This is a genomic window from Parafrigoribacterium soli, assembly GCF_040227235.1.
Classification (GTDB): Bacteria; Actinomycetota; Actinomycetes; order Actinomycetales; family Microbacteriaceae; genus Parafrigoribacterium_A; species Parafrigoribacterium_A soli.
On the sequence record NZ_JBELNZ010000003.1, the window covers coordinates 143,521 to 164,043 of the forward strand.

The window sequence follows — 20,523 nt, forward strand, 5'->3', positions numbered from 1 at the left end:
GCGGGGCGGAGATAGCGTTGATGGATGACAGCACTCGAGGTCGTCGACTGGCGACGAAACGTCTTTGCACTGTACGCATCGGTTCGCGCGGCGGGCGATCCCGCCATCGGACACGAGCTGTGGCGAACCGGGCGCGATCGACTGTTCTCGGCGCATTCGGCCACCCCGCTGCTGCCGGATGAGCGGAGCACCTTCGTCGGTCTGTCGGTCGCACCGTACGACCCGGCCTGGCGCTTCGAACTGGAGCTGCTCGAGGCCGAACCGGAACGGCTCGAGGTGGAGACGGGAACGGACGGAGTGGTGCCATTCGAGCGCCTGGCTCGCGTCGAGGTGCCCGACGTCGGCTCCCTCGATGTGTGGCGACTGACCACCTACGGTGGCGGCCTGTTCGTTCCGGTGAAGGATGCGCTGGCTGGGCAACCCGGGGGTACCTACGGCGGTGGGCGCTACCTGCTCGACACCATCAAGGGTGCGGACCTTGGGCCGGGCGAGCTGCCGAACTCCCTGGTCATCGACTTCAACTTCGCCTACAACCCCTCGTGCGCGTACGACCCAGCGTGGGCGTGCCCGCTTGCGCCGCCGAGCAACACGGTGGGCGTCGAGATCCCGGTGGGCGAGCTCTACGCCGGCGAGTACTGACGGGAGACCCAACGCGGGCAGCCGCAGCGGCGTACTGCTAGGGTGGTTGTACTTGCGAGTTCGCTTGAACTCCCTGCGTCGTTGAACGCTTGTCCTGAGTAGGCGCCCCGGCGCCGTATCGAAGGACTTTCTCTCCTCACCGAAATCAGATCGGTTCGTAGACACTTTCTCCGGCGATCGATTGTGACCACCGTCACTCTCGCCACGGTTCGATGCGTGACCCCGCGCTCCGAACATCCGATGCCCGAAAGGCACCACACAATCCCTATGTCTGAAACAACCTTCGGCACGCTCGGCGTGCCCGCTCCTCTCGTAGCGAAGCTCGCGGCGGAGGGAATCGACTCCCCCTTCCCCATTCAGGAAGACACCCTGCCCGACACCCTCGGCGGGCGCGACGTGCTCGGCCGCGGCAAGACCGGCAGCGGCAAGACCCTCGCCTTCGCGATCCCCATGGTCGCGCGCCTCGGTGGATCGCTCGCCGGCGGCCAGCGCCGCCCGGGTCGCCCGCTCGGCCTCGTGCTCGCGCCGACCCGTGAGCTCGCCACCCAGATCACCCACGCGATGGAGCCGCTCGCCGAGGCCTACGGCCTGAAGATCACCACGATCTTCGGCGGCGTCTCCCAGCAGCGCCAGGTCGTGGCGCTCAAGGCCGGCGTCGACATCGTCGTGGCCTGCCCCGGCCGCCTCGAAGACCTCATGAAGCAGGGCTTCGTCACGCTGGATGCGGTGGAGATCACCGTGCTCGACGAGGCCGACCACATGGCCGACCTCGGCTTCCTGCCGGTCGTCACCCGCATCATGGACAAGACGCCAGGCTCCGGCCAGCGCATGCTGTTCAGCGCGACCCTCGACAACGGCGTGGACAAACTCGTGCGCAAGTACCTCCACAACGAGGTGCTGCACTCCGTCGACGACGCGAATTCGCACGTCGACGCCATGACCCACCACGTGTTCGAGGTCGATTCGGTCGACGCCAAGAACGAGCTCATCAAGAAGCTCGCCTCGGGCACCGGCCGCCGCATCCTGTTCATGCGCACCAAGCACCACGCGAAGAAGCTCGCGCGCCAGCTGACCGATGCCGGCATCCCGGCCGTCGACCTGCACGGCAACCTCTCGCAGGTGCAGCGCGACCGCAACCTCGCCGCATTCGCCGAGGGCACGTCGCGCGTTCTCGTGGCCACGGATGTCGCGGCCCGCGGCGTTCACGTCGACGACATCGAACTCGTCATCCACGTCGACCCGCCGGCCGAGCACAAGGCGTACCTGCACCGCTCCGGCCGCACCGCGCGTGCCGGCAGCGCCGGTGACGTCGTGACCCTCGTGCTGCCGACGCAGCGCAAGGACACCGCCGCCCTCCTGCGCAAGGCGGAGATCAGCGTCGTTCCGCAGCACGTGACCGCCACCTCGGATGCCGTGGCGGCGCTCGTGGGCGAGGTCGCCGCGTACGTCAAGCCGGCTCCGCGCGCGGCGGTCCAGCCGCAGGGCGGTGGCCGCTCGCGCCAGTCGCAGGGCGGGCGCACCGGTGGCGGACGCTCACAGGGCGCGAACGCGCAGCGCAAGCGCGCCGCTCGCGACGGTGCGGCATCCGGGGCTCCTCGCTCCGAGCGCAGCGGCGGATCGCGCAACTTCTACAGCACGGCCAGCGGCGAGGGCTCCTCGAGCGCACCGCGTTCCGGTGCACCTCGCGCGGGCAGCGGTCGCTCCAGCGGCGCCGGTCGCGCGGGCTCCGGCGGCGGGCTCGTGGGCATGTCGCAGGGTGGCGGTCGTCGCCGCGGTCGCTGACCGCAGCTGGAACAATGGCCCTCCCACTCGAGCGGGGGCCATTGCTGTCTCCGTGCCCGCGCGCTAGCGGAGAAGTTCCACCCACAATTTTCATAACTCCTGCAATTCGCGTCGGCACAGGGCGAGGCGTCCCGAACGCCCTGTCCGGTCGCGCGTTCTGCAGGAGTTATGGAACGGGTCGACGCGCGCGAGGACGATGCGGTGGGCGGAGAGGGGGCTGGCTCTGGGGCGGGCTCCGGAGCGCGCGAGCGTGGGTGAGTCGAGCGGCGCGGGAGCGCTAGTGGAGCATGCCCACCGAGGCGAGCGCTGCACGCACGAGGGAACCGCGGCCGCCCTCCATGTCGGCGGCGATCGCGTCGGATGATGCCTCCCGTGGTGTCATCCAGGTGAGTTCGAGTGCGTCCTGCCTGGGATCACAGGTGCCCGTGACGGGAACGACGTAGGCCAGTGAGACCGCGTGCTGGCGCACATCCGTGTACTGGCTCTCGCCCGGGAACGGGAAGTATTCGGCGACGGCGAACGGCACGGGGTTTGCGGGAAGCAGCGGGAAGGCCATGGGACCGAGGTCCTTCTCGAGGTGGCGGAACAGTGCATCGCGCAGGGTCTCGCCGTACATCACGCGACCGGAGACCAGGGTGCGTGTGATGGAACCGGTCTCGGATGCTCGCAGCAGCATCCCGACCTCGATCACCCTGCCGAGACCGTCGACGCGCACCGGCACGCCCTCGACGTAGAGTAGCGGGAGCCGGCCGCGGATCGAGGCGAGCTCCTCATCGGAGAGCCAGCCGGAATTGGGATCTGGGGTGCCAACGGAGCTCATGCTCCATTCTCTCGCGCGGCGGGGTCGGGCGCGCGAAGTGGGGCGCGTTGCGTGGTCGCGTTGCCTCACGACGGCGGCCTGGTGCGAGTATGGGGTGATGCAGCTAGACGCGAATGCGGTTCAGTGGTCGGCACCGGAGCGGGACCGTGCCGGTCGGCCGCTCCTGGTGCTCATGCACGGCAAGGGCTCCAACGAGAGCGACCTGTTTGGTCTCTCGCCGCTGCTTCCTCTTGAGCCGGTGATCGCATCCGTTCGTGCACCGCTCCGCGATGGCCCGGGCTTCGCCTGGTTCGAGCAGTCCGACTTCATCGGCGGCGCACCCTCGCTCGAGAGCGTGGACGAGGCGGCGAACGCGGTGCTGCACTGGCTCGACGGTCTCGATTGCACGAGCGTCGACATCCTGGGGTTCTCGCAGGGCGGCGTGATGGTGCTGCAGCTGCTGCGACTGGCGCCCGAGCGCTTCGGCCGCGGCGTCAACCTCGGCGGATTCGTCGCCCGCGGCATCCACCCCGGTGATGCGCAGCTCGAGACACTGCGGCCGCCGGTTTTCTGGGGGCGCGGCACCGAAGACACGGTGATCGGGCCGCGGCTGATCGACGACACCCTCGAGTGGCTGCCGGGGCATTCGCGGCTCACCGAACGCATCTATGAGGGGCTCGGCCACGGCGTCAACGCGAGCGAGCTGCAGGATGTCGGAGAGTTCCTGCGCGGCGCCGCTTCGTAGCGAATCTTCGGCGCTTCGGCGCTCGGCTCAGTCGTTGCCCGAGTTGTTGCTCGTGCTCTCGCGCTGCTCGAGCCCCACCGCATCGCGCAGCTCGGCGGCATCCTTGTCCAGCCCTCGCTCGGCCATGAGGTCGCTCAGGGAGTCCGCGATCGCGTTGAGCTTGTGCTGAACGGCGAGGTCGGCGCGTGTCTGACTGTTCTGCAGCAGCGCGACCATGAGGAAGGTGATGATCGTCGTGAGCGTGTTGATGATCAGCTGCCACGTGTCGATGCTGTGGAGGAGCAGAATCGACGGCGCCCAGAGCACCACGAGCACCACGCAGAAGCAGAAGAACCACGCCCGGCTGGCGATCCTCGACGCACCCTCGGCGAACCGGTCGAACGCTCCGACCTTGTCTGAGATCTCACTGGGCAGAATCGGCGGCTTTGACATGCTCACACCATATCCACGCGTTCCTTGGGAACGGCGGCGAGTCGTATCGGCGTGTTCTCCGCCGCCCTGAATCGCGGGCGGTCGGTGGCCTGCACGAGGATAGAAGGATGACCACCCCACTCGAGCGCTTCTCCCCGGCAACGAGGCAGTGGTTCTCGGGCGCGTTCAGTGCACCGACGGATGCCCAGGCCGGCGCCTGGGACGCGATCTCCCAGGGTTCGCACGCCCTCGTCGTCGCACCCACCGGTTCGGGCAAGACCCTCGCGGCGTTTCTCTGGGCGATCGACCGGCTCGCCACCTCGGCGGTGCCGGAGGACGCCCAGCGGCGCACGCGCGTGCTGTACATCTCGCCGCTCAAGGCGCTCGCTGTCGACGTCGAACGCAACCTGAGGGCTCCGCTCGTCGGGGTGACGCAGACCGCGAAGCGATTGGGGCTGCAGCCGCCGGAGGTAACGGTGGGCGTGCGATCGGGAGACACCTCCTCGCCGGACCGGCGGCTGCTGCAGCGAAAGCCGCCGGACATCCTGATCACCACACCCGAGTCGCTGTATTTGATGCTCACCTCCGCGGCACGGGACACCCTGCGCGGCGTTGAGACCGTGATCGTGGATGAGGTGCACGCCGTCGCCTCGACCAAGCGCGGCGCCCATCTCGCGGTCTCGCTCGAGCGGCTCGACCTGCTGCTCGACGAGCCTGCGCAGCGGATCGGCCTGTCGGCCACGGTGCGGCCGCACGAGGAGGTGGCGCGATTCCTGGCCGGCAGCGCACCGGTGAGCATCGTCGCTCCGAAGTCGACGAAGAAGTTCGATCTCTCCGTGGTGGTTCCGGTCGAGGACATGACCGAGCTCGGCACCACCGCGCCGCTCGAGGGCTCCGCCGCCGGCGCTGCGCCGCAGGGTTCGATCTGGCCGCACGTCGAAGAGAAGATTGTCGACCGCATCCTGGAGCACCGCTCGACGATCGTCTTCGCTAACTCGAGGCGGCTCGCGGAGCGACTGACCGGGCGGCTGAACGAGATCTATGCGGAGCGGTTGGACCCTTCGACAAGCCCAGGGACCGATTCTGCCGCGGGAGACGCGGAGGGCGCACAACCCGCGTTCCCGGCGCAGTCGATCGGGCAGTCGGGCGCGACCACGGGCGGGGCGCCCCTGCTCGCCCGGGCGCACCACGGCTCGGTGTCGAAGGACCAGCGGGCCGTGATCGAGGACGACCTCAAGTCGGGACGGCTGCGCTGCGTCGTGGCGACGAGTTCGCTCGAGCTCGGCATCGACATGGGCGCGGTCGACCTGGTCATCCAGGTGGAGTCGCCGCCGTCTGTCGCGAGCGGCCTCCAGCGCATCGGGCGAGCCGGCCACCAGGTCAACGAGGTCTCCCGTGGCATCATCTTTCCGAAGCACCGGGCCGACCTGCTCCACTCCGCGGTCGCGAGTGAGCGGATGTCGGCCGGGCTGATCGAGGCGCTGGCGATTCCGCAGAATCCGCTCGACATCCTCGCCCAGCAGACCGTCGCGGCCGTCGCGCTCGACGAGGTGGACGTGGAGGATTGGTTCGACACGGTGCGCCGCAGCGCACCATTCTCGAACATGCCGCGCAGCGCATATGAGGCGACGCTCGATCTGCTGAGCGGTCGCTATCCCTCCGACGAGTTCGCCGAACTGCGTCCGCGCATCGTCTGGGACCGGGTGAAGGGCACCATCACGGGACGGCCCGGAGCACAGCGCCTCGCGGTCACCTCCGGTGGCACCATTCCTGACCGCGGGCTCTTCGGGGTCTTCATGGTGGGGGCGACGGACGGCGCCCGCACTTCGACAGGTTCAGCGACCGGGGGCGGCCGAGTGGGCGAGCTCGACGAGGAGATGGTCTACGAGTCGAGGGTGGGCGACATCTTCGCGCTCGGTACGACGAGCTGGAAGATCGAGGACATCACGCACGATCGCGTCGTCGTTTCGCCCGCGTTCGGACAGCCGGGGCGGGTTCCCTTCTGGCGGGGCGACGGGATAGGGAGGCCGGCAGAACTCGGTCGCGCGATCGGCGCGTTCACGCGGGAGGTGTCCACGCACTCCGCGGACGAGGTGCGCGCCCGCGTCTCAGTTGGAGGCCTGGACGAGCGAGCGGTCAACAACCTCATCGCCTTCGTGAACGACCAGAAGGCGGCCACGGGGCACGTTCCCACCGACCGAACCATCGTGGTGGAACGCTTTCGCGACGAGCTCGGCGACTGGCGCGTCATCCTTCATTCCCCTTACGGCATGCAAGTTCACGCACCGTGGGCGCTCGCTGTAGGCGCGCGCATTCGGGAGCGATTCGGCATCGACGGCGCGGCCATGGCGAGCGATGACGGGGTGGTTCTGCGGATCCCCGATACCGATGCCGAACCTCCAGGAGCGGACCTCTTTCTGTTCGAGCCCGAGGAGTTGCGCGAGATCGTCACCGAGGAGGTCGGCGGTTCCGCGCTGTTCGCCTCGCGCTTTCGGGAGTGCGCCGCCAGGGCCCTGCTCTTGCCGCGGTACAACCCGGGCAGGCGGTCCCCGCTGTGGCAGCAGCGACAGCGCTCCTCCCAACTGCTTGCCGTCGCGAGTCGGTATCCGACCTTCCCCATCGTGCTCGAGACAGTGCGGGAGGTGCTGCAGGATGTCTACGACCTGCCGGCCCTGACGACGCTGGCAGGCGAGATCGAGAGCCGTCGCATCCGCATCGTCGAAGCCGAGACCGAGCAGGCGTCGCCGTTCGCCCGCTCCTTGCTGTTCGGCTACGTCGCCGCCTTCATGTACGAGGGGGACTCGCCGCTGGCCGAGCGCAGGGCGGCCGCGCTGAGCCTCGACTCCACCCTGCTCGCCGAACTGCTGGGCCGCGCCGAACTGCGCGAGCTGCTGGATGCCGGGGTCATCGAGCAGACGGAGCTCGAGCTGCAGAGACTCGCCGCCGATCGCCGGGCGCGGGACATCGAGGGCGTGGTCGACCTGCTGCGACTGCTCGGTCCGCTCTCGCTCGACGAGATTGTGGAGCGCAGCTGGCTGGCTCGCGCGCAAAGTACGCCAGCCCCGCTGATTGAGCCCGTCGAAATCTCCCAACTCCATGGTCAAGGCGAGGTCTCGACAAGCTCGACCAGCGAAACTGCAGAACTACACGCACAACTCACCGCTCTCGTCCGCACGAACCGCCTCATGGCGGCGACGATCGCGGGCGCGGAACGCTGGGCGGTGATCGAAGACGCGAGTCGCCTGCGCGATGCCCTGGGCACGCCGCTTCCGATCGGGGTTCCGGTCGCGTTCATCGAACCGGTCGATGACCCGCTCGGCGACCTCGTCGGCCGCTTCGCGAGAACCCACGGTCCCTTCACCGCGCTCGATGTGGCCGAGCGACTCGGTCTCGGCACCGCCGTCGCCCTCGAGACGCTGCGCCGACTCGCACAACAGCGGCGCGTCGTCGAGGGCGAGTTCCGTCCGGGCAGCTCGGGCAGCGAGTGGTGCGACGCCGAGGTGCTGCGACGGCTGCGCGCGCGCTCGCTCGCCGCGCTTCGCCACGAGGTCGAGCCGGTGGATGCCGCCACACTCGGACGCTTCCTTCCGGCCTGGCAGCACGTGGCCGAGCCGCTGCGGGGAGTGGATGGTGTGGTGCAGGTGATCGACCAGCTCTCGGGGGTCGCTCTGCCGGCATCCGCGTGGGAATCCCTCGTGCTGCCGGCGCGAGTGCGTGACTACTCGCCGGTCATGCTCGACGAGCTCACGGCATCCGGTGAAGTTATGTGGTCGGGTCGTGGGGCCCTGCCGGGCAACGACGGCTGGGTGAGCCTGCACCTGGCTGAGAGCGCGCCGCTCACGCTTGCCGAGCCGAGCGGTGATGAGACGACGGAGCTGCAGCGCGAGATCCTCGCGAGCCTCGCCGGGGGCGGCGCGTACTTCTTCCGCCAGCTCGCGTCGGCCGTGGGCAGCACGGATGATCGCGAGCTGCTCGCCGCGCTGTGGGAGCTCGTCTGGGGCGGCCTGGTCACGAACGACACACTCTCGCCGCTGAGGTCGTATCTCGGAGGGCCGGTCAGGCCGCGAGCGGTCACCCGCAGCCGTTCGTACCGCGGCAGGGGTCGCCCGTCGCTGCCGTCGCAGTCCGGCCCGCCGAGCGCGGCCGGGCGGTGGTCGCTCTTGCCGCTCGCGGAGGCCGACCCCACCGTGCGAGCGCTCGCGACCGCCGAGTTGCTCCTCGAACGCCACGGCGTCGTCACGCGCGGTTCGGTCGTGAGTGAGTCCGTGCGCGGCGGGTTCGCGCTCGTATACAAGGTGCTCAGCGGCTTCGAGGAGTCGGGTAGGGCGCGGCGTGGATACTTCGTCGAGGGTCTCGGTGGCGCGCAGTTCGCCACCGGAGCCACGGTGGACCGCCTGCGCAGTTTCAGCCGCGAACCGGACTCGAACGAGCCGCTCACCTCGATCACGCTCGCAGCGACCGACCCCGCGAACCCCTACGGCGCCGCGCTGCCGTGGCCGTCGAACCTTCCGACCGACCGTGACTCCTCCGAGGCCGAGAAGCGCGGGCATCGTCCCGGTCGCAAGGCAGGCGCCCTCGTGGTGCTCGTGGATGGTGAGCTCACGCTGTACGTCGAACGCGGCGGCAAGACGATGCTCACCTTCGGCAGCGACGAGTCCGCGTTGGCTGCGGCAACCGCATCCCTCGCCAGCACGATCCGTCGATCGGGTGGCAGGCTCAAGGTCGAGAAGGCGGATGGTGTCTTCGTGATCGGCACGCCGCTCGGCACGGCACTCACGGCCGCGGGGTTCAGCATGACGCCGCAGGGACTTCGGCTGCGCGGTTAGCCCTAACGCCCGCAGTGATAACGGCATCCTGCGATGCGAATCTCTCCGTCGTCGACCTTGTAAACGAGGCGGTGCTCGTCGGAGATTCGGCGAGACCAGTACCGTGGAAGCCGTGCTTCAACGGCTCGGGGTGATAACGACCTCTTCGCGATCGTCCGTCACCGCCGACGGGGTCGCGGTTCAGCGCACCGACCAACGGAACCAACGGATGCCGACAAAGGCGAAGACGACGATGTAGACGACACAGGCCAGCAGCGCGTTTGTGTCCTGGCCGCTCCACGCCGCCAGCGCAAGCGCGTCGGCGAAGAGCGTCATGAGCGCGCCCACCGGGGACCAGTCCGCGATCGCCTTGATGGTGTCGCCGAGGATGCCCGTTGTGCCGAACAGACCGAGCAGCAGGAGCAGGGCGAACAGGATGCGCCCGATCGCGTTGACCGCGCCCGCGGAGTCGACGAGTCCGACGAGCGCCTGCCCGATCGAGAGGAAGACGGCCGCGCCCAGAATGGCGATGAGGAGCACGAGCGCGTACTGCCCCACGCTCAGGGTGAGCCCGTGCACGATCGACCCGATGATCACCACGACGACCGCGACGACCAGGTTGAGGACGATCTGGATGACCAGCCGACTGGACATGATCATCCAACTCGGCGCCGGGGTCACCCGCAGTCTCTGCAACACGCCCGCCTGTCGATCCTGCGACAGGCTCACGGCATAGCCGAGAAGGCTCGAGGAGATCAGTCCCACCGTCAGGGCCAGACCGATGATCAGGTCCGGGCCACCGAGGGTGTGAATTCTCTTCTGCCCGAAGCTGGTGGCGACCACGATGATGACGGGTACGAGGGCCGTCACGATGCCGGAGGTGCGATTGCGTAGCAGAACCGCGCCATCCGCCCGAAGCAGCGACCCCATCACGAGGCCTAGCGATGGTTGATCAGTCACGGATCTCACTTCCCGTCAGCCCGATGAAGACGTCTTCCAGGGTGACCTCGCCGTGCGCGACGGCGAGCACGCGCGGATCGACTTTGTGCTTTTCGATCAGCTCCGCCGGGGTGCCCAGAGTCAGAAGCGCGCCGCTGTCGATGATCGCGACGCGATCGCAGACGGCCTGAGCCTCCTCCATCGAGTGCGTCGTAAGGAGGATGCTACGGCCGGCTCCCCGAGCCTGCTCGATGCGCTGCCACAGCGCACGCCGCGACTGGGGGTCGAGCCCCGCGGTCGGTTCGTCCAGGAGCAGCAGCAGCGGATCGTGAATCGTCGCGATCAGGAGCGAGAGTCTCTGCTGTTGCCCACCGGAGAGCTGCTTGAACCGTCTGCGGGATTCCTCCGCGAGGCCCGCGGCTTTCAGGGCACTCTCAACCTCGTCCCGCGAGATCCGTACGCCGTAGAGACCGGCATACAGGCGGAGAATCTGGCTGATGCTCAGCTCGGGCTGGAAGCTCGTCGCCTGCAGCTGCACGCCCATCCGGCCACGCGCGTCGGACGGATGCTCGCGCGCATCGATCCCGTCGACGAGCACCGTGCCGCCGCGCGGCACGACCAACCCCTCGATCGCACTGAGGCAACTGGTCTTGCCCGCGCCGTTCGGTCCGAGCAGGCCGAAGATCTCGCCGGATCGGATGCTGAAACTCACGCCGTTCACGGCATGTTTGCTTCCGTAAGACACGCGAAGGTCCTGGACGGCGAGGACCGACGCCTCTGGCGGGTGATTTTCCTCAACCATGGGCTGAGCGTACATCCGCGCCGGCCCATGCTGACGAGGATCAGACCGCGATCCAGTCGAGCGGCGCTGACGATTCTCTGTGCCAGTCGGTCGGCGCTCCGGATTCGGCGAGCACGTCTGTGAGCCAGTGGGTCTCGTCGGGGTTCCATCCGGCGAGCACTGTGTGCGAGTTGCCTGCGGCAACGGCTCGGCCCGCGGTCGCGAGGTAGCCGAACACCGTGAGGTGCACCGCGTCGAAGTCGGATGCCACGGCCGCCCAGTCCGGGATCAGCCAGCTGCCCTCGTGCCCGGTCGCCCTCCACCAGTCGTGGCGACGGGACAGCGACACATCCAGCGGATACCTGCCCGCCAACTCGGCCCAGGCATCCGGCCCGGTGATCTCGAAGACGCGAGCGTCGGATGCTGGCCGGAGCGGCCACACCCGCGCCTGCTGCCAGCCAAAGCTGTCTTCGACGAGCGCGAGCCTGACCGCGGCGAGCGTGGGAAGCGCTCGGGTTGTGGTCACGAGTGGCACCAGTTGAGGCGCCGACCACCAGTATCCCGACACGTTCTCCGTAAGGGGGTGCGGACGCTCCCGCGACTGGAGTTCGTCGGCGAACGTGCGAGCCCTCCACTGCTCAAGCAGTGCGGCCGACCCGGTCAACGCCGGCGGGTCCATGGGCGTCTCGTCGAGCCACTGCACGTATCGCTGCCGCTCACGATCGAGCGGCGTCATCCACCACGCGGTCTCGGGAGAGGCGGCGACTGCCTCGGCGATCGGCGCAAGAGCAGCCCGGACTCGCGGATCGGCGAGGAGACGATCGGTCTCGTCGGGCTCCTGCCAGTACCGTGCCGCGTCTACTGACTCCAGGAGCGCCGTCATGAGTGCGAGCTCGGCGCGCTCGAAGAGACGCTCGCTCGCACAGCTAACGACATCCGTCAGCGCAGCAATGATGCCCGAGCCGCCCCTTCCCGTCTCCGCGCGCGACACGAGCGCCCGCAGTTGCGGCTCCGTCGACGCGAGCAGGCACAGGCAGACCCGGCGACCACGCGGTCCGCTCAGAAGATCCGACCCCGTCGCATCCGTCATCTGCCGACTCTAACCCCCCACGCGAGGTCGACCGGATGCCCGAGCGCAGTCTCGGGGACCTTCGCATGGCATAACTCCTGCAATTCGCCGCCCTGGGCCGGCGGCGCACCGAGAACGCGGGCTCGGCGGCGGCGAGCGTCGCGAACTGCCTGAGTTATGAATAGAGGATGCATCACCCGGGTCAGCACGTGCGCAACGAGGTCACGCCCAGCGCTGGCGACTAGGGTTTCTGCCAGACCGCGAGAGGAGGCCCGATGCCCGAGGGCGACACCGTGTGGCTCGCGGCGCACAACCTCAACGCGGCGCTGCAGGGCGAGGTGCTCACCGGGTTCGACCTTCGCGTTCCCGCCTTCGCCACCGCAGACCTCAGCGGCGAGACGATCGACGAGGTGGCCAGCCGCGGCAAGCACCTGCTCATGCGCATCGGCGACTTCACGCTGCACAGCCACCTCAAGATGGAGGGCGCGTGGCACCTCTACCGACACGGCACCCCGTGGCGACGCCCCGCTCACGAGGCACGCGCCGTGCTCGAGACGGCCGAGTGGCAGGCGGTGGGCTTCTCGCTCGGCATCACCGAACTCGTCGCGCGAAGCGCCGAAGAGAGCGTCGTCGGTTACCTCGGCCCCGATCTCCTGGGCAGCGACTGGGATGCCGCGGAGGCTTCCCGGAGACTGCTGGCCGCACCAGAGACACCGGTCTTCGTTGCTCTGCAGGACCAGCGGAACCTCGCCGGCATCGGCAACGAGTACGCCAACGAGCTGTGCTTCCTGCGCGGCCTCGCGCCGACGCGACCGATCGCCGAGGTCGCCGACGTGAGCGGAACGCTCGCGCTCGCCCACCGGATGCTGCGCGCCAATCGCGAGCGCACCATCCGCAGCACCACCGGCGACCTGCGGCCGGGCCGAACGAGCTGGGTCTACGGCCGCGCCGGCAAGCCGTGCAGGCGCTGCGGCACAACGATCCTGCACGGCACGCTCGGCGCAACCCCGCTCACGCAGCGAGACGCGTACTGGTGTCCGCGCTGCCAGAGCTAACGGCGATCCGCCGACGCGCCATCGCGAGGGTAGAGGCGCTGCCAGACGCGAGCACCGCTACCGCGTCATCACCCAGGCGAGCAGGTAACTGCGGGAGTTGCCGTCGTCGATGCGCTTATCGGGCAGCGCCTCCGCATCCTTCAGCGCCTGCGCCTTCTGCGCATCCCCCGCCATCGCGGCGTACATGACCAGGTAGTCGCCGAGGGTCACGTCGTAGCCGTTCGGAGCGCCCTGCTGGAGGTTCCTCTCGATGCGCTCGGGGTCACCGCCGAGGTAGCCGGAGACCGGGCTCATCGGCAGCACCAGGATCGACAGCTTGGCGCTGGGATCCGCACTGAACCACGTGGCGTAGTCGCGCTTGCCGCCCCAGTTGAGCGGCACGATCGAATGCTGATAGCCCTGATACACCGGCTGCGAGGTGTCGAAGTTCGTCCAGTAGGCCTTGGCGGATGCGGCCTCGCTCGACAGCATCCACTCGGCCTCGTCCTTGAGCGCTGCGTTCTTCGTGACGCCGGCCCATAAAGCCAGACCATTCCAGGCGGAGACGGCCTCGGAGCTCGACTCCTGGTTGTTGCCGTCCGCGAAGGGCGAGTATCCGGATGCCCAGGAGTGCCCGGCGTAGGCATCGAACGTGCGGCGCACGGGGAAGTTCTTCGACGGACTGCTCGTGGCGAGGTCGGCGGCGAGCAGGTTGATCACCGGAGCGATCTTCTTCGCGAGCTTCGCGTCATGGGCCGCGGCGACGCTCGCCGCGTAGAGGAAGTAGCCGTAGTGGAAGTGGTGGTCGTTGAACTGGTCGGCGCCGAACGACGCCTTGAGACCGACCATCCCGCGCATCGTGCGGTCGTAGACGAAGCACTCGGTATCCCGGCCCTTGCAGCCCTTGGGGTCCGTCCACTTCGTCAACGCGGTCCCCAACTGCTTCTTCAGGGTCGTCGCCGAATCGTTGGCCCCGAGCTGGGTCGCGAGGTCGAGCAGGTTGGCAAGCCGATACAGCGCCTTGCCGCCGAAGTAGGTGTCGGTCGGCAACTGCGGAGCAGCATCCGTGTCCTTGGCCACCTGGGCCTTGAGATCGCTCTTCTGCTGTGCGGACAGCCGGTCGATCGGCAGCGAGTCGTCAGCCGTGACGCGCGGCGATGCCCACTTGAGTGTCGTTCCCGAGCACAGCGAAAGCGTGCCGTAGATGGAGGGGTAGTCGCCCAGCTCGCACTTCACGGAAGGATCGAGATCGGCCTTCTGGTGCGGCATTGCCACGAACGCCGTGTCGCCATTGCCGCGGTTGCGATAGCTGATCGCGGTCTCGACCTTCTTATCCGAGGTCGAATGCTTGATGGATGTCGACTCGAGCGGGTCCGCGAGTGCGGCGACCCTGTCCACGCTTCCGGCGCTCGGGGCGGCGAACCACACCGCGGACTGACCCTTGGCGAGGGTGACGGCACCGCCGTCCTTCTGCACCTCACCCTTGGTGGCGAGACCGTAGTAGGAGTCCTGCACTTTCGCGCTCCACGTGTTTCCAGAGCGCGTCAGCGGGCGAGGGAGCTTCAGCGTCGCGTCCTGCTTCGCAGTGAAGCTCACGAGCGGCGAGCCCTCGGCGATGACGACGGAGCCGATCGACGTGCCTGCGGAGTCCAGCTCGTCGATGGTGACCGAGGCCTCGTCGTAGGCGACGATCTTGCTCGAGGCCGCCCCCGCATCCACGGAGAGGTCGGGCTGCATGCCGCCCGTGATCGTGTCTGCGCCGCTGTGTACGACGGGAATCCCGAAGGAGAAGCCCGTGTCGGTGAGCGCGAAGGAGAGCGGCAGTGGGAACACCGGCTGCGGCTTGTCGAAGACGAGGCCGGAGAACCACCGATTGGTCGGCGGGATGAGCCCGTGGGCGAGTCGCATCTGCGGCGTCTTGCCGACCTCGCGCTCCGGCATGCTCGACAGCGCAGCCGTGAGCCCGTGGCCGTTGTCGACGGGCTTGCGCTCGGTCGTCGCACAGCCCGCGAGGAGCGCCGCGGTGAGAGCGGTGGCGATGACTACGGCGCCGCGCCCGGCCCTCATAGGCCCACCTGCAGCAGCAGCGTGCGGAAGGTGTTCGTCACTCCCGAGAGCGGGCCGTTGTCGCGCAGGTGCATGATCGCGGTGACCGGTGTGCCTGGCTCGACGAGGCCGTCGTGACCTCCGTAGTCCAGACCGTTGCTGCGCACCTCGACGGTAGCGTTCGCCTGGCCGGCGGCCGTGCTCACTCGGATGACGGAGACCTCGCCGAGGATCTTCTGCGTATCCGGCAGCACGATCTCGACCTCGGCGCCCTTCTCGATGCGCGAGAAGTCGTAGGGGTCGAGCTTGAACTTCGCGAGCGTGTACAGGGACTTGCTGCGGTTGATGGTTGCGAGCGTCTCACCCGCGCCGATGAACCCGCCAACGGTGGCGCGCACGTTCGAGACGACTCCGGGCTGCGTGGCGATGAGTGTGAGCAGACCATCGGACCCGACCTCATATGCGGTCGTCGTCGGCAGCGTCTTGTGCTGTGCAGCGAGCGTGGAGATGGTGCTCATCAGGCTCGCACTCTGAATGGTGAGGAGCGGGTCACCGGTCTTGACCTTGTCGCCCTGCTTCACCGACTGCTTGACGACGGTGCCCGCGTAGTCCGACCCGACCGAGTACGAGATCGCCTCGATGGATGCCGTGGTGCTCGCCACCTGCGACTCGCGCTTGTTGAGCATGAGGGTCGCCGCGGCGACGATCGCCAGGACGATGATGAATCCGTTCAGGAGTTTGAAGCGATTGGTCCAGGTCATGATGCAATCTCCCTGCTGGTGACGTCGGCGCTGTTCGCGGCCCCGGCGTGGTCATGGACGTCGGTGCGGAACGCGCCCGCTGGCACGAGATCGGGCTCAGGCAGCTGCGAGCGCCGAGCGCCCTCGGACGTGGTGGCATGGAGCGGCATCGGCGCCGCGGCCGGGCGGCCGAAGGTGGAATACACCCGGGCCCTGGCCGGCGCACGGCGTGCCACGTGCGACTCGCGGAACGCCGCGAGGATGAAGACGGCGAACACGACGGTGTTCGTGACGTTCCACGCGGTGGCGAGGGTGAAGGTCTGGTGCCCGTAGTCCTTGAAGCCCGCGACGATCGACGTGAGCAACAGGAACACGAAGGTGAGCACCTGCGGAATCATGTAGTTGAACGGCGACACCCGCTTGCCGACGGCACCCGTGACGTGCCAGCCCTGCTCCTTGCCGGAGAACACGTTGATGAACGCCTTGAGGTAGATCGGGAACGACACCGTCGCGAGCACGAGTGTCTCCACCCGGAACGACCCCATCGTGTGCATGGCGAGCATGATCTGCAGGCCGTAGAAGCCCAGGTAGAAGAGCAGCCAGGTGACCCAGGTGACGGTGAGGTTCACCGGGCGCAGGTCGAAGTAGATCTCCAGCGGCGGCACCATCATGAGGATCAGCGGCGTGATGCCCACCAGGTAGTGCGTGGCGGTCACGGCATATTGCAGTCGCTGGTCGATCGTGAGGTTGCGGCGCGGGTTCAGCGGGTTGCGGCGCATCAGAATCTCGAAACCACCGGATGCCCACCGCAGTTGCTGCTTCGTGTAGTCCTCCACGGTTTCCGGCGCATCGCCCACGGCCAGCGTCACCGGGATGTAGATGGATCGCCAGCCCCGCTCGTGCAGCATGAGCGAGGTCCAGACATCCTCGGACTTCGACTTCGTGTAGATGCCACCGACCTCGTCGATCGCGGCGCGGCGGAAGATCACGTTGGTGCCGACGCAGAACGCGGCGTTGAAGCGGTTACGCCCCGGCTGGATGAAGCGGTAGAACACGGACTGCATGAAGCCCGCGCCGCGCGAGACGAGGTTGTGCATGTTTCCGTACGTCTGCGGCGTCTGCACGAAGGCGACGTCGTCATCGATGAAGAACGGCACCGTCTCGTAAAGGAAGTCCTCGTTCGGCACGAAGTCCGCGTCGAAGATCGCGAAGTACTCACCCTTGGCGTGGCCGAGCGCGTGGTTCACGTTTCCGGCCTTCGCGCCCCTGTGATCTTCGCGACGCACGTACCAGGCGCCAACATCCGCCGCGAGGTCTCGCACCGCATCCGAGGAGCCGTCGTCGAGGATCCAGGTGGTGTGCTCCCCGCGCATGGCAACCGCGGCGGTTGCCGTGCGGCGAATGACCTCGAGGTCTTCGCCGTAGACGGTGATGAAGACATCGACGCCGATGCGGTGATTCCCGAGGAACATCGGCCAGTCCCTGGGCGAGTCGGCCGTGTTCTCACGGTCCATGGTCTCGCCGTCGTAGAGGCGCTCCTGGGCGTGATGGAACGTGAAGCTGCGTGGGTCATGCCCGCCGGAGAGAATCGTCCACATGGCGAAGAGCGCCTGCACGACGAGCAACAGCTCGGCCGACATGACGAGCGCGTAGGGAAGCCAGTCGCCGCGGTTCGTCGGGTTGAGCAGGAACGCGGTGTACGCGACGATCCCGATGGTGGAGATGAGCACGAAGAGATACAGGGAGGGCGAGTGCACCGCGCCGTTCTCCGGCTTGCGCGGCAGAGGTGTCTCCTCGCCTCTGCGATGGCCCCGATAGGGGCTGCTCTTCCACAGGGAAGTCGTCATGCTGCAGTTCTCCATTTCCTTCTGGCGGGCACAGTGGCACCCGTCGCGAGTCTTGAACTAGCGGCGTCGTTGGCGTCAGAGGGGGAAGCTCCCCCGCGAGCGGAATGTGGGATTCGGTGACCGTGCCAACCCCAATTGGCCGGTGCCTCCAGGGGCGCCCATCCTCGTCCGCTCTGTTTCCAGACTAGGCACGGGCCCCCGAAGGCTGACAAGCGTTCACAGGCTATTCGGCGATTAGAGTTCTCTCAGCAATCGCCCGGAATGGGCCCGTCTCGGCGCCGCGATGTTACCCGTTCCGACTGTTAGGGTTGCCTAAGTTGAGCCTGTAAAAACGTGCTGGCTCTCTTAGCTGAAGGGGCTCGGAATGAGCTACGTCAAGTCGGCACTTCTCGACGAAAAGGGCTTCGTCATCCTCGACAGGTACGACCAGTCAGCGGACCCGCAGGAGTGGAAAGACCTGGAGTACGTCGAGTGGAAATCCTCCGGCGTCACCCGCTTCGCGCCGCTCGCGAGCGCCAAGGGCGAGATCGAGGTCAACGGCTTCTGGAACCAGGAGCCACCCCGCACCGATAAGGACGGCGTGTGGATCGAGTCACAGGTCGCCAAGGCGCCGAACCTCGCCCGCCGCGCGCAGGAACCCGGGGCGAATGTGGGTCGCTGCCGCGTCATCGAGCTGCAGCCGAACTCGTACTCCGACGCCCTCTACAACCTGCACCAGGATGACAACAACCGGCTGAACCCCGACGGCTCCGGTTGGATCGTGCGCGGCTTCTTCAACCTCACGGATGACGCGGACTCCTGCCTCGTGCTCCGCGAACAGCGTTTCGATCCCTCGACCGAGATCCGCATCCCCCTGCCCGCCGGAGCGCAGGTCATCATCGACACCCAGCGGTTCTGGCACGCGACCTGGCACCCGGGCTCGGAGCCGCGCTACAACCTCATCACATCCTGGGAGTGCGGCTCGGCACTCGATGCCTACATCGAGAAGTACCACGGCAGCAACGACCACGAGAATCCGCCGCTCGACCAGCAGGTCATTGACGATGGTCAGGCGAGCGTGCAGCGCCGACTGGCGGAGCGTGCGACCGCCCTCGCGGATCGGGACCGGGAACACGCAGATCAAGCCGAAGGCTAGAAATGCTGCACCTTGCTGCCCTCGACGGGCAGGCGGCAAGCTGGTTGCACACCTTCGGACCGATCGTCTTCTACCTCATTGTGTGGGGACTCGTCTTCTCGGGCACGGGACTTTTCGTCGGCGTCTTCATTCCGTTCATTACGGGGGACTCACTGCTCTTCGCCGCTGGCCTCGTCGCCGCGAGCACGAGCAGCGTCAACATCTGGGTGCTCGCCATAGGCGTGGGCATCGCGGCGTTCCTCGGTGATCAGGTCGGCTTCGTGCTCGGTCGCCACTACGGCAGGCCGTATCTGGATCGGCGCAGGGGCGGCTGGATCAAGAACGCCGTGATCAAGTCCGAGAAGTTCTACGACAACCTCGGATGGTGGGCCGTCGTGGTCGCTCGCTTCATTCCCTGGGGCCGCGTCTTCGTTCCGCCCATCGCGGGCATCGCACGCATGGACTACGGCAGGTTTCTCGCCGCGAACCTCGTTGGGGCGCTGGTGTGGGGCGTGCTCATCACGGTCACCGGGTACTTCGCGGCGAGCATCCCGGCGGTCAAGTCGGCGGCATACGCCGTGGGCGGAGCCTTCATCCTCGCCTCGATCATCGCCGGCATCGTCAGCTGGAGGCGCAATCGCGCCACGGCGTGACGTCCTGACGCACGGAAGGGGCCCGGCCGAGTGGCCGGGCCCCTTCGCGATCGTGGGGCTCAGTCGCCCTTGAAGGCGTCCTTGACGTTTTCGCCGGCCTCTTTCATATTGGCCTTGAACTGGTCGCCCTTGCCTTCGGCTTCCAGCTTTTCGTCATCGGTCGCCTTGCCGACGGCCTCCTTGCCCTTGCCTCCGAGTTTCTCAGCAGCGTTCTCGGCCTTGTCATCCAAGCCCATGATGCACCCCTCCTACGGTTCGACAGTTCCCGCGACGGCCGTCAACGGGTTCTCTTCGAGCCTAGGTTTCGGTTCTGGGTATCCGCGCAGAATCAGAGGGGGTTGACAAAGCCCGACAGTGTGACAGTGCGGAATTTTTGCTGATCAGCGAGGAAATGACTTCCCTAGGGGAATGGGCTATGGTCTTCGGAAGCACGCCATCTGTACAACTGGGGAAGCGGAGTGATCATGGCTGGAAAATCGCCTCGAGGCAACGACTCGAAAAAGGAAGCCAAGCTGTCTTTGAAGGACAAGCGGGCCCAGAAGCGGGAGAAGGCAGAAGCCGCCCCCTTCATCAAGCCGCGCAAGGGCGCGTAGGCTGACGGGTCGGCGCGGCCCGCCCCGTGCGGGCCGCGCCTCTTCAGGTCAGGCCGCTTCAGCCGCCTTCTTGATGGCGGCGAGGGTGTCATGGATGCCGCTGCGCGCGGTCTCGGCACGAATGATGATCTCTGCCTCGGCATCCGCGCCATAGCGCTCGGTGAAGTAGGCCTCGCCGCCGGGGAGGAAGTTCCACGACTCCGTCATACGAGTTCCGCCGTCGACCGCCTCAAAGGTGTAGCCCCAGCGGGTGCGGTCGCCGCCTACGATGAAGGCGAACTCACGACCGGGCTCATCCGCCACGACCTGCGAGCGCGTCTCCCAGGTCTTCTCGGGCGTCTCGTTGTGGCCGACGAACCAGGCGCCGACGCCGCGCGATTCGTCCTCCCACCAGCCACCGGTGCAGACGGGGCTCCACTCGCCCATCCGGGTGATGTCGGAGACGAGGCCGTAGAGCACCTCGGGTCTGCGGTTGACGAGGATCGATTCAGATGCGCTGCGATTGTCCATATTCGAACCCTATGGC

19 protein-coding genes are annotated in these 20,523 nt (G+C 67.4%); 8 read left to right on the plus strand and 11 right to left on the minus strand.

Annotated elements, in window-relative coordinates:
* Positions 1-24 precede the first annotated feature (24 nt).
* Together ABUA37_RS08925 and ABUA37_RS08930 are read left to right on the plus strand one after the other, a co-directional pair.
* Positions 25-639 carry a DUF1684 domain-containing protein gene (locus ABUA37_RS08925; protein WP_349898795.1) on the plus strand — a complete coding sequence of 205 codons (615 nt, stop codon included), beginning with the start codon at positions 25-27 and terminating at the stop codon, positions 637-639.
* Between the two features lie 267 nt (positions 640-906).
* Positions 907-2,421: a DEAD/DEAH box helicase gene (locus ABUA37_RS08930; RefSeq protein WP_349898796.1), complete on the plus strand. Its 1,515-nt coding sequence runs from the start codon at positions 907-909 to the stop codon at positions 2,419-2,421.
* 277 nt (positions 2,422-2,698) lie between these two features.
* Here the strand turns inward: ABUA37_RS08930 and ABUA37_RS08935 are convergent, their stop codons facing one another.
* The gene (locus ABUA37_RS08935; protein ID WP_349898797.1) at positions 2,699-3,241 is read right to left on the minus strand and encodes an NUDIX hydrolase family protein; all 543 of its coding nucleotides are present in this window, start codon (positions 3,239-3,241) and stop codon (positions 2,699-2,701) included.
* A 97-nt stretch (positions 3,242-3,338) separates the two neighbouring features.
* Here ABUA37_RS08935 and ABUA37_RS08940 point away from each other — a divergent pair, with 97 nt between their 5' ends.
* Positions 3,339-3,965 carry an alpha/beta hydrolase gene (locus ABUA37_RS08940; protein WP_349898798.1) on the plus strand — a complete coding sequence of 209 codons (627 nt, stop codon included), beginning with the start codon at positions 3,339-3,341 and terminating at the stop codon, positions 3,963-3,965.
* 27 nt (positions 3,966-3,992) lie between these two features.
* Here ABUA37_RS08940 and ABUA37_RS08945 read toward each other — a convergent pair whose 3' ends face one another.
* Positions 3,993-4,397, minus strand: a complete 405-nt coding sequence (locus ABUA37_RS08945) for a low affinity iron permease family protein (RefSeq protein WP_349898799.1) — start codon at positions 4,395-4,397, stop codon at positions 3,993-3,995.
* 107 nt (positions 4,398-4,504) lie between these two features.
* On the opposite strand from ABUA37_RS08945, the gene ABUA37_RS08950 reads away from it, so the two are divergent.
* Positions 4,505-9,202, plus strand: a complete 4,698-nt coding sequence (locus ABUA37_RS08950) for an Lhr family ATP-dependent helicase (protein ID WP_349898800.1) — start codon at positions 4,505-4,507, stop codon at positions 9,200-9,202.
* 2 nt (positions 9,203-9,204) lie between these two features.
* Here the strand turns inward: ABUA37_RS08950 and ABUA37_RS08955 are convergent, their stop codons facing one another.
* The 4 genes from ABUA37_RS08955 to ABUA37_RS08970 all read right to left on the minus strand — a co-directional run bounded on the left by ABUA37_RS08955 (position 9,205) and on the right by ABUA37_RS08970 (position 11,991).
* Positions 9,205-9,354, minus strand: coding sequence for a type II toxin-antitoxin system YoeB family toxin (locus ABUA37_RS08955; protein ID WP_407075374.1), 150 nt, complete (start codon positions 9,352-9,354; stop codon positions 9,205-9,207).
* A 28-nt stretch (positions 9,355-9,382) separates the two neighbouring features.
* On the minus strand, positions 9,383-10,141 hold the full coding sequence (locus ABUA37_RS08960) for an ABC transporter permease (protein WP_349898801.1): 759 nt from the start codon (positions 10,139-10,141) through the stop codon (positions 9,383-9,385).
* Positions 10,134-10,841: an ABC transporter ATP-binding protein gene (locus ABUA37_RS08965; protein WP_349898802.1), complete on the minus strand. Its 708-nt coding sequence runs from the start codon at positions 10,839-10,841 to the stop codon at positions 10,134-10,136. Before ABUA37_RS08965 ends, ABUA37_RS08960 begins: the two co-directional genes overlap by 8 nt.
* Before the next feature lie 121 nt (positions 10,842-10,962).
* The gene (locus tag ABUA37_RS08970) at positions 10,963-11,991 is read right to left on the minus strand and encodes a hypothetical protein (protein ID WP_349898803.1); all 1,029 of its coding nucleotides are present in this window, start codon (positions 11,989-11,991) and stop codon (positions 10,963-10,965) included.
* Positions 11,992-12,245: 254 nt separating this feature from the next.
* Here ABUA37_RS08970 and ABUA37_RS08975 point away from each other — a divergent pair, with 254 nt between their 5' ends.
* Positions 12,246-13,025 (plus strand): DNA-formamidopyrimidine glycosylase family protein, encoded by a 780-nt coding sequence (locus ABUA37_RS08975; protein ID WP_349898804.1) that lies wholly within the window; start codon positions 12,246-12,248, stop codon positions 13,023-13,025.
* A 57-nt stretch (positions 13,026-13,082) separates the two neighbouring features.
* On the opposite strand, the gene ABUA37_RS08980 is transcribed toward ABUA37_RS08975, so the two are convergent.
* From ABUA37_RS08980 to ABUA37_RS08990, 3 genes are read right to left on the minus strand one after another with little or no spacing between them, the layout of a single operon-like run.
* Positions 13,083-15,071: a glycosyl hydrolase gene (locus ABUA37_RS08980; protein ID WP_349898805.1), complete on the minus strand. Its 1,989-nt coding sequence runs from the start codon at positions 15,069-15,071 to the stop codon at positions 13,083-13,085.
* On the minus strand, positions 15,068-15,811 hold the full coding sequence (locus ABUA37_RS08985; protein ID WP_349898806.1) for an HlyD family efflux transporter periplasmic adaptor subunit: 744 nt from the start codon (positions 15,809-15,811) through the stop codon (positions 15,068-15,070). The genes ABUA37_RS08980 and ABUA37_RS08985 overlap by 4 nt, the downstream gene beginning before the upstream one ends.
* The gene (locus ABUA37_RS08990) at positions 15,808-17,637 is read right to left on the minus strand and encodes a glycosyltransferase family 2 protein (protein ID WP_349898807.1); all 1,830 of its coding nucleotides are present in this window, start codon (positions 17,635-17,637) and stop codon (positions 15,808-15,810) included. Before ABUA37_RS08990 ends, ABUA37_RS08985 begins: the two co-directional genes overlap by 4 nt.
* 364 nt (positions 17,638-18,001) lie before the next feature.
* Between ABUA37_RS08990 and ABUA37_RS08995 the strand changes: the two genes are divergently transcribed.
* Together ABUA37_RS08995 and ABUA37_RS09000 are read left to right on the plus strand one after the other, a co-directional pair.
* The gene (locus tag ABUA37_RS08995; RefSeq protein ID WP_349898808.1) at positions 18,002-18,772 is read left to right on the plus strand and encodes a hypothetical protein; all 771 of its coding nucleotides are present in this window, start codon (positions 18,002-18,004) and stop codon (positions 18,770-18,772) included.
* A 2-nt stretch (positions 18,773-18,774) separates the two neighbouring features.
* Positions 18,775-19,404: a DedA family protein gene (locus ABUA37_RS09000; RefSeq protein WP_349898809.1), complete on the plus strand. Its 630-nt coding sequence runs from the start codon at positions 18,775-18,777 to the stop codon at positions 19,402-19,404.
* A gap of 59 nt (positions 19,405-19,463) precedes the next feature.
* On the opposite strand, the gene ABUA37_RS09005 is transcribed toward ABUA37_RS09000, so the two are convergent.
* On the minus strand, positions 19,464-19,640 hold the full coding sequence (locus ABUA37_RS09005) for a CsbD family protein (RefSeq protein ID WP_349898810.1): 177 nt from the start codon (positions 19,638-19,640) through the stop codon (positions 19,464-19,466).
* Between the two features lie 228 nt (positions 19,641-19,868).
* Here ABUA37_RS09005 and ABUA37_RS09010 point away from each other — a divergent pair, with 228 nt between their 5' ends.
* The gene (locus ABUA37_RS09010) at positions 19,869-19,997 is read left to right on the plus strand and encodes a hypothetical protein (protein ID WP_325516570.1); all 129 of its coding nucleotides are present in this window, start codon (positions 19,869-19,871) and stop codon (positions 19,995-19,997) included.
* A gap of 48 nt (positions 19,998-20,045) precedes the next feature.
* On the opposite strand, the gene ABUA37_RS09015 is transcribed toward ABUA37_RS09010, so the two are convergent.
* Positions 20,046-20,507, minus strand: a complete 462-nt coding sequence (locus ABUA37_RS09015) for an SRPBCC family protein (RefSeq protein ID WP_349898811.1) — start codon at positions 20,505-20,507, stop codon at positions 20,046-20,048.
* Positions 20,508-20,523: the final 16 nt, after the last annotated feature.